The sequence below is a fragment of the Geobacillus sp. CAMR5420 genome (genome assembly GCF_000691465.1).
In the GTDB taxonomy this organism is placed as follows: domain Bacteria; phylum Bacillota; class Bacilli; order Bacillales; family Anoxybacillaceae; genus Geobacillus; species Geobacillus thermoleovorans.
In genome coordinates this window covers 1-7,968 of record NZ_JHUS01000021.1, presented here as the reverse complement: position 1 = coordinate 7,968, position 7,968 = coordinate 1, and the positions used below count along the sequence as shown (strand labels likewise).

The window sequence follows — 7,968 nt, the reverse complement described above, 5'->3', positions numbered from 1 at the left end:
TGTATATTGGATTGAACATACGGGAGGAGGAAAGAAGGCAGCACACTCACGGTTTTGCGGCATTCTCAGAAGCGTACCGCGCGATCCAAAGGCGATACTTGTTTATTGCAAAATAAAAATACAGAGTTCTGCAACGAAAAGTGCAGAGCTGAAGGCAAAGAAAAAAGGCTTGCCAGCCTCTAACATTTCCTCTACTGTGGAAGTTGTGAACACATAACCAAACAGTGGAGGAGCGAAAGGATGCTGGCAATGCCCGAAATTAATCGTATCAGAAAACTGCGTGAAAAGAAAGGGTTATCGATTGCGGAAATTTCCCGTGAAACGGGATATAACTGGAGAACGGTCAAGAAATACGCAGATGGAGACATTTCTGTCCAACCAACCATCAAACGCAAAAAGGGGATGATGGAGGAAGAAGGGTACGGGCAAATCATTGATGACTGGTTGGAGGAGGATGCCAAACTGCCGAGAAAACAACGGCGAACGAACAAGACGATGTTTGAAGCGCTTTGTCGTGACCATGGATTTCAAGGCTCGTATCGCACCGTTTGCGCGTACGTGCAAAAACGAAGACCGCAGCTCAAGCTCGAGAAAGAACAGCGCTATGAACGACTGGAGCACCCGCCAGGCGAGGCGCAGGTGGATTTCGGGAAGATGACGGTTGTGACGAAGGAGGGGAAGGAAGAAGAGCGATCGGTTTTGATCATGAGCTTTCCCTATAGCAACGCTGCGTTTGCTTATCCGCTGCCGGCGGAAAACAGTGAATGCTTCCTCCATGGGTTGACGCAGCTGTTTCGTCAGGCTGGGGGAGTGCCAAAGGCATTGCGCATTGACAATTTGTCCGCGGCCATTGTGTCGATTCGAAAAGGGGGAGAACGCCGATTCACCGAGGCTTTTGAGAAATTTCAACTCTACTATCGGTTTGATGTACAAGTGTGCAATCCATACAGTGGACATGAGAAAGGAAATGCGGAGCGAAAAGTCTATTACACTCGCAACCTTTGTTTCATCCCCGCTCCATTGATGGAGTCGGATCCGGAGCTGGTGGAGTGGCTGCATCGCAAGATGGTCGAGGACCGAAACCGTCCTCATTATGAAAAGGGGCGGTGGATCGAGGAACTATGGCAGGAAGAGCAACCGGAGCTGTTGGCGTTGCCGGAACAAGATCTTCCGATCTTCTCCCTCGATCACGCTTACGTGAATAAGTACGGAGAAGTGATGGTGGATGGGAAGGCGTTCGTCGTCCATGGCCTGTCCGTCCCCAACCGGGTGTTAGTGAAGAAAGAATGGAATCGTTTCGTTGTGTTCTCTTCCGATGGAGACGTCCATCTTGAAGCGCCCAGGCCGTATACGAACGTGAAACGCGAAATCCCTTGGAAAGAGATTTTCGCTGAGTGGGAGACCAAACCCCGGGTTGTCGGACATTCCCGCTACCGGACGTACTTGCCGGAGGCGATCCGAACGTATCTGGCTGGCCCCCCGCCCCAGGTGGCGGCCCGTTTGAAAGGACTGCGAGCGCTGTTGGATCGGCACACGCTTTACGAAATCGCCCAGTGGCTCGAGGAGAGTCAGCGATGGGACTTGGCTCCTCATGAAATCGGCGTGTTGATGGAAGCGAAGCACTCCTATTACCCGGACAAGTGGGAAGAATCATACACCCCTTCCGTTCTAATCGACTATGAAACGGATTTAACGGTGTATGATCAACGTCTTCATCCCGCTCGGGAAGGGGGTGTCCAGAGATGAGAGCAGAGGTGAAAGAGATTTGTAAAGCGCTGCATTTGGCCTATATCGCAGATCGATTCGAGGAGGTGAGATTCGAAACGAAAGAACAGTTTTTGCGGGATGTATTGGCGCTGGAACTGTCGTGCCGCCAAGAAGCGAAACAGGCTCGGCTGATCAAGAAAGCCAAGTTTCGGGAGTTGAAATGGCTGAAGGATTACGAATGGTCGGGTCATATCCATTGGCCAGCCACGACATCGAGGGAGGAACTGTGTGACCTTCGCTTTTTGGAGCGAAAGCAAAACGTTCTGCTTTTAGGTTCACCTGGAACGGGGAAAACCCATCTCGCCACAGCACTTGGCATTCAGGCGTGCCAACAAGGCCATGAGGTTCGGTTTTTCCGCGTCGCGGATCTTGTCGCCCAGCTGGAAGAGGCGTTGAAAAACGGCACGCTCGGACGGCTGAAACGAAGCCTCGACCCATGCGAACTGTTGATTTTGGATGAACTCGGCTATGTGCCGTTTCAAAAGCAAGGATCGGAACTGTTGTTTCATATTATCGCCGACTGTTACGAGCGAAAAAGCGTCATGGTGACATCGAATCTAGAATTTGGACAGTGGAATCGGGTGTTTGGGGACAACCGTTTGACGGCAGCGTTGGTGGATCGCTTGGTTCACCACGCCCACATCTTGGCCTTTACGGGAGAGAGCTATCGACTGCGGAACGCTCTCTCCGCGATCCAGCCGTCCTCTGCCTCCGGTCTGGAACCTTAAGTCTTGAGCTGGCAAGCCTATGTATTTTTTCTTGCACTTCTCTGCATTTTTTGCTTGCAAAAAACATTTTGGGTCAGCCCCTTTTTTGGCGTTAGTACTGTATCTTATTTTTTAGAATGTGTGTACTCTTTGTTTTGAGGACATATTGCACCTTTGGAGTAGTGGGCAAAATCAAATGTTTAACATTTGAGAAGAATGCCTACACTGAATGATGATATCAAAGCTTAGGCGGTTTTCGTTTGAAAAAGGACAATTGATTCGGGACGAAAAGACGATCATCCCCATCACCGACATGACGGCGAACGAAGCATACTCATTATAGAAAAATGTGTGAAGCTGTATCATGAAATTCTGAATATATCCAGCATTTCTTGAAGGGGTAGGCATATGAATGAAGAGTTGATTTCCGCCGAACATATTGCCATGATCGCGACAGCCGTTGTGTTAGGGACTTTAGCCCGTTTGTTGACGATTAAGGAAGATTTCCGACAATATCCGAGCTATCCGAATGGTTATTTCATTCATCTTGTAACAGGTTTTGTTGCTTCTTCCTTAGGCGCGGTTGCTCTTCCAGCATTAATGACAAAAAATTTTGTCGCTGTGACGTTTCTTGTATTAGCCATTCAACAATTTTGTGATGTTCGAAAAATGGAAAGGTACAGCTTAAAGGACCTTGAGAATACTGAATATACTTATCGCGGAAATGCTTATTTGACGGGATTGCAAAAACGTTTGAGGCGAGAAATTACCTAGCCTTAATCGTTTCCTTTTCCACCGCATTAACGATGCAGCTGCTGCCGGGGGCATTATGGGCGGATATGGTGTTTGGAGTCAGCGTGGGAAGCGTTGTTCTTTTTGTTTTAAAGCGGTTTTCAAAAGGAAAAACGATAGCCGATATTGCGGATGTTAAAGAAGGAAAAATCGAAATTAACGGTTCTGAGTTATTTGTCGACGGCATTTATATTTCTAACCTTCTTGGCACAGAAAATGCCCAACGATTGTTTCAGACTGAGGGAATGGCCGTTGTCATTTATCCGCGGGAAGAGCATTTTCGCATTGCGTTGGATAACTACGGACAGCGGCAAGCGGCCTTGTTTGAAGCAACGAGAGCGGTTGGGATCAAGCGGTACCATTTTACGCGAAAGGATTATGAAAAAGGGAGAATTGTGATTGTACTCGTACCAATTATAAGAGATATTGACAAATTTATTGCGGCTGTCAGACAAACTCCATTGCTTGAAAGTTTGCGAAAAAGCCATGCTGTCATGAAAACAAACTGGGTAGGAAAGGAGTAAGAAAAATGGGGAGAGAAGCATCAGAAAAGCCTCCTTATGAAATACTAGCAATCATTACACGAAGACAAAACAGGATTTTAGGTGGGAAGGCGCTGGCTTTATGGGCGGAAAGTGAGGAGGAGCAAAAAGCGATGACGATAGATATTGCAAAAGCGATGAAAGCGGATGTTGTTCAAATGAAAAATGGAGATTATCTTGTGATTCGCGTATAGGTGAATCACCGTGGTTTATCTTTTATTCGTTGATCCTTGCTGAGAACTTCAGCATTTGTTTTCATATCTAGAAGGCCGGTGAAAAACAGCTGTCACGAGCAAATCAACGGCATTGTGCCAAAAAAAGAAGGCTGATTCCACAAGTTTTATCTAATTGAGAAACAGATGGAGATAGCAGTATTTTGTACTAAATCACCAGGCTTCCGGAAGATTTTAGTAATTAAACTGGGCGTCAAAAATAGAGCGGAGAAAAACGGCGGCAGTGCCGTTTTTCTTGAATGACCGTTTATTTGGCGTAGCGAATCACCGTAAGCATGCCGCCCATTCCCCCCATTGCATGTGCGTTCGTTGTATGGTGAGGTTTATGACAGTGAAAGACCCAATTTCCCGGGTTGTTGGCCAAAAATTCGATGTTCCATGTTTCTCCTGGCGCTACATTAATCGTGTTTCGTTTTAATCTTGCCATCATAGGAATCGGATTTCCGTCAACCGCGGTGACAATAAAATCATGCCCGTGAAAATGCATCGGATGAGAATCCATACTTACATTGCCAAGGCGAATACGGACGCGTTCGCCATATCGGACAAATAAAGGAGCGGTATCAGGATAGGCTTTGCCGTTAATTGTGAAAAAATTAAACATCATTGACATTGGATCGATGTCATATATATTTGAAGCCGATTGTTTGGAAGGATGATCATTCATTGGATGGCTGCTAGTTTGCTGATGCATCTCCATCTGCACAGCCCACTCTTGAAGCAACAGAGCATAATCGCGGTCCACAGGTTCTTCGTATATGCCGCGCGAAATAAGCATGCCTGCTAATCCCATTAACTCTTGTTTTGCATCATGGACATGGCTGTGGTACATAAATGTTCCTGACTGTTGGATGCGAAATTCATACGTAAAACTTTCTCCCGGTTGGATAATTGGGCTGCCCCCAGGGCCGGGTACGCCGTCCATTCGGTTGGAAACAATTAATCCGTGCCAATGGACGGATGTCGCTTCTGGCAAACGGTTTTCGACTGTAATTTGAACATAGTCCCCTTGATTGACAAGAATCGTCGGCCCGGGAATACTTCCGTTGTATCCATACCCGCGGATTTTAATTCCGTTTACCAACTCATGCACGACCGGTTCCGCCCGCAAGTGAAATTGTTTTACCCCGTTTTTGAGAACCCGAAATGGCGCATCTTTTACATTGGGCGTGATAATAAGCGTTTGAGGATTTCCTGGCAAGTAACCATGCATTCCATCTTCCCCCTTTAGAGAAGGTATCACAATTTCATCATATGCTGCGGCATGTGTGGATAGTCGTTTTATGAACAGAATACATGCAGGTGTAAATACAAAAAGCTGTAATCGGATGACACGCTCTCTGTTTTCGTTCAAGCTCAGCCGGTATGTTCACTGACATGGACTAACCTGTTATTTGCACACATATATGTGTACAAATAAACATTTGCAGGAGGGATCATCCGTTGCCGATGTTATTCACTGGGGGGATCGCGGCGGTTTTGTCTTTCATTGTGATTGCTTTCATCTTTATCAAAAGGAAGAAAATCACATGCATGGCTGGAATGATGGCGGCGATGGCGTTAGGAATGTTGGCTGGGCTGACAGGCGGCCTGCTGGCTGGGATTTCTTACAACGGCAATCTCTTTTTGTCAACCATTTTAGGAATGGCTTTCGGGTTTTTAGCTGGATTTTTAGCCGGGATGCCGATTAGCATCATGGCCATCATCGACGGTGTTTTATCAGGAGTCATGGGCGGCATGATGGGAGCGATGTTAGGAGAAATGATTGCGCCTGAATATCGGGATTCTACGGTTCACATCATGCTTGTTCTATTTGTTGGAATGGCTTGTATTGTTCTATACATGCTTCAACAAGAAACGGGGTTTAACCGTGTGTTTTTGATCAATAAACTATTCCATAATCCGCTATGGTTAGCAATCGTCCTTCCGTTGTTTTTCTATTTGTATAACCATTTATACAATGAATTTTCTCGATCTTCTAATCTTCCGATAACGAATCCGCCTATGAACCATTTTATGGATGGCCACAACCAAACTGCATCTCCGTTAAGCATCGAAACAAAGGGGAAAAAGGTAGTGGTTGAAGCGACTGAATTTTATTACTTTCCTGAGAGTTTGCAACTGACTGTAGGACAGCCTGTTACCTTAATTCTGAAAAATAGCGGTCAAATGGAACACGATATCGAATTCGAAAATATGAAGATTTTGTTACAGCAGAATGACCATGGAAACCATGCAGAAAATGCGGACGTTCATGTTCATTCCTTGCCGGGGAAAACAGCCGAGGTGACGTTCATACCAATCGAACGCGGTGTGTTTCGATTTTATTGTACGGTTCCAGGGCATAAAGAATCTGGTATGGTTGGATTTGCGAAAGTTTCATAAGATGATGGCTGCCGAGATCTTCTCGGCATTTGTTTTGACCAATAGAAGGCGTGGCGACTAAAAGGGAAATGAACTTTTGTGGGTTCATCACCAAAAGATGTACTTGCACCTGTCATGAAAGTATGTTAGCTGTTTCCAGCCGAACCCGCAGTGCAAAACGCTGGATATTTCGGTATCCGTATCCCCGACGTTTCATCAGCTTGATCTTGTTATTCGTTCCCTCCATCTTCCCATTCGAATAATGGGATAAAATGCACGATATCATTTCGTCTGTTCGTTTGACGAGTGATTTTGCGATGGCACGAACAACGGAACAAGGACAAAACAAATACCGATGAATCCAAGCCTTCAAGCGTCGTTTCGCCTGTTGCTCATCTTTGCTTTTGAACACATAGCGAACATGTTGGAGCGATTGGTAAACAGACTTTAAGTAATCGCTTTCATTACACCATTCTCGTATGATTTGACGTTCCTCCTCCGTCAATTTCTCTGGGCATTGGCTCAATAAACGGCAAACGTAACGAACATTTCCGTGTTTCTTGCCTCCTTTGCCCAAATATTTGCGACAACGTTCTAACGCATCGGTAAACAGCTGAATGACATGGAAATAGTCGACGACATGTGTCGCCTCTGGGCAAACCCGTTGAATCGCTTTTTTCATCGCTGGAGCCAAGTCACTCACGACATACTGAACGGAACGAGACACATGAGCCAATGCACGCCCAATGGCTTCCTCGTTCTTTCCTGCTTCCATGGCATACACTTCTCCCGTTTCGGCATCCATGATCGCCACTCCATAGTCGTGCCCTTTTCGAAAAGCAAACTCATCGACACAAACCGCCTTTGGTTGGACGTCATTCGATAGGAAGGAAGGGGCATGGGTATAAAACCATCGTTCAACGGTCGTGTAAGGAAGCTTGAGCATACGAGCCACCGCCTGAATGGATGTTCCGATGCAAGATTGCGCGACCCATCGCTGAAAAGCATCCGTCGCCACACTTCGAGGAGAGATGGCTGGATACGACGTGCTGAACGTCACGCCACACGTGCTACAACGTCTGCGCTCGACAGGAAGTTCGATCCAAAAAATTCCGATTCGCTGAGCATAGCCATGCATCCATTGCTTCTTTTTGTCTGTCATTTTGATCGTGCGCTTCAAGCAGACAGGACATAACGGGCATTGTTCGGGTAGAGAAAGTTCGAAAATCCAACGTTCCCCTTCTTTTCGCACCTTTTGAATCAAAACATCTGGTCAATCGATGAGTTCTTTGATAAACTGAGAGTACATGCGAATTTCCCTCCATGGTTCGGTTTGGTCACCTTTACCATACAGGAAAATTCGCATTTTTTGTACCCTCTATGCACACCTACCTTAAATGATCAAGTACAACTTGTGGTGAAGAGCCTATTCTTTAACTTTTAGCAATCGCATGCTGTTTAATGTTACGATTAATGTTGCTCCCATATCGGCAAATATCGCTAACCATAGCGTTAACCAACCAGGCACAATTAACAGTAATGCCAATGCCTTAATCCCTAAAG

Annotated in this window: 9 protein-coding genes; 7 read left to right on the top strand and 2 right to left on the bottom strand. The window is 46.1% G+C overall.

Annotated elements, in window-relative coordinates; genetic code table 11:
- From DI44_RS19300 to DI44_RS12270, 6 genes are all read left to right on the top strand, one after another.
- On the top strand, positions 1–217 hold a 217-nt coding region (locus DI44_RS19300; protein WP_206741750.1), incomplete at its 5' end, for a hypothetical protein.
- A gap of 23 nt (positions 218–240) precedes the next feature.
- Positions 241–1,746, top strand: coding sequence for an IS21 family transposase (gene istA / locus DI44_RS12260; RefSeq protein ID WP_033024876.1), 1,506 nt, complete (start codon positions 241–243; stop codon positions 1,744–1,746).
- Positions 1,743–2,495, top strand: a complete 753-nt coding sequence (gene istB, locus DI44_RS12265; RefSeq protein WP_011230286.1) for an IS21-like element helper ATPase IstB — start codon at positions 1,743–1,745, stop codon at positions 2,493–2,495. The genes istA and istB overlap by 4 nt, the downstream gene beginning before the upstream one ends.
- A 387-nt stretch (positions 2,496–2,882) precedes the next feature.
- The gene (locus tag DI44_RS19390) at positions 2,883–3,248 is read left to right on the top strand and encodes a YIEGIA domain-containing protein (protein ID WP_020278732.1); all 366 of its coding nucleotides are present in this window, start codon (positions 2,883–2,885) and stop codon (positions 3,246–3,248) included.
- Complete coding sequence (locus tag DI44_RS19385) at positions 3,182–3,790, top strand: YIEGIA domain-containing protein (protein WP_347229963.1); 609 nt, start codon at positions 3,182–3,184, stop codon at positions 3,788–3,790. Before DI44_RS19390 ends, DI44_RS19385 begins: the two co-directional genes overlap by 67 nt.
- A 5-nt stretch (positions 3,791–3,795) precedes the next feature.
- Positions 3,796–4,002, top strand: a complete 207-nt coding sequence (locus tag DI44_RS12270) for a hypothetical protein (protein WP_033009915.1) — start codon at positions 3,796–3,798, stop codon at positions 4,000–4,002.
- A gap of 286 nt (positions 4,003–4,288) precedes the next feature.
- Here DI44_RS12270 and DI44_RS12275 read toward each other — a convergent pair whose 3' ends face one another.
- Entirely contained in the window at positions 4,289–5,254 is a 966-nt protein-coding gene (locus tag DI44_RS12275; RefSeq protein WP_033009917.1) for a copper oxidase, read from the bottom strand.
- Between the two features lie 236 nt (positions 5,255–5,490).
- On the opposite strand from DI44_RS12275, the gene DI44_RS12280 reads away from it, so the two are divergent.
- The gene (locus DI44_RS12280) at positions 5,491–6,426 is read left to right on the top strand and encodes a blue (type 1) copper domain protein (protein WP_033024877.1); all 936 of its coding nucleotides are present in this window, start codon (positions 5,491–5,493) and stop codon (positions 6,424–6,426) included.
- A gap of 112 nt (positions 6,427–6,538) precedes the next feature.
- Here the strand turns inward: DI44_RS12280 and DI44_RS0116960 are convergent, their stop codons facing one another.
- Entirely contained in the window at positions 6,539–7,669 is a 1,131-nt protein-coding gene (locus tag DI44_RS0116960; RefSeq protein WP_014196254.1) for an ISL3 family transposase, read from the bottom strand.
- Between the last annotated feature and the right edge of the window lie 299 nt (positions 7,670–7,968).

Excerpts from the sequence above, each read along its gene's own strand:
- istA (WP_033024876.1), top strand. The coding sequence starts at position 241 with ATGCTGGCAATGCCCGAAATTAATCGTATCAGAAAACTGCGTGAAAAG.
- DI44_RS12275 (WP_033009917.1), bottom strand. The coding sequence starts at position 5,254 with ATGCATGGTTACTTGCCAGGAAATCCTCAAACGCTTATTATCACGCCC.
- DI44_RS12280 (WP_033024877.1), top strand. The coding sequence starts at position 5,491 with ATGTTATTCACTGGGGGGATCGCGGCGGTTTTGTCTTTCATTGTGATT.
- istB (WP_011230286.1), top strand. The coding sequence starts at position 1,743 with ATGAGAGCAGAGGTGAAAGAGATTTGTAAAGCGCTGCATTTGGCCTAT.
- DI44_RS19390 (WP_020278732.1), top strand. The coding sequence starts at position 2,883 with ATGAATGAAGAGTTGATTTCCGCCGAACATATTGCCATGATCGCGACA.
- DI44_RS12270 (WP_033009915.1), top strand. The coding sequence starts at position 3,796 with ATGGGGAGAGAAGCATCAGAAAAGCCTCCTTATGAAATACTAGCAATC.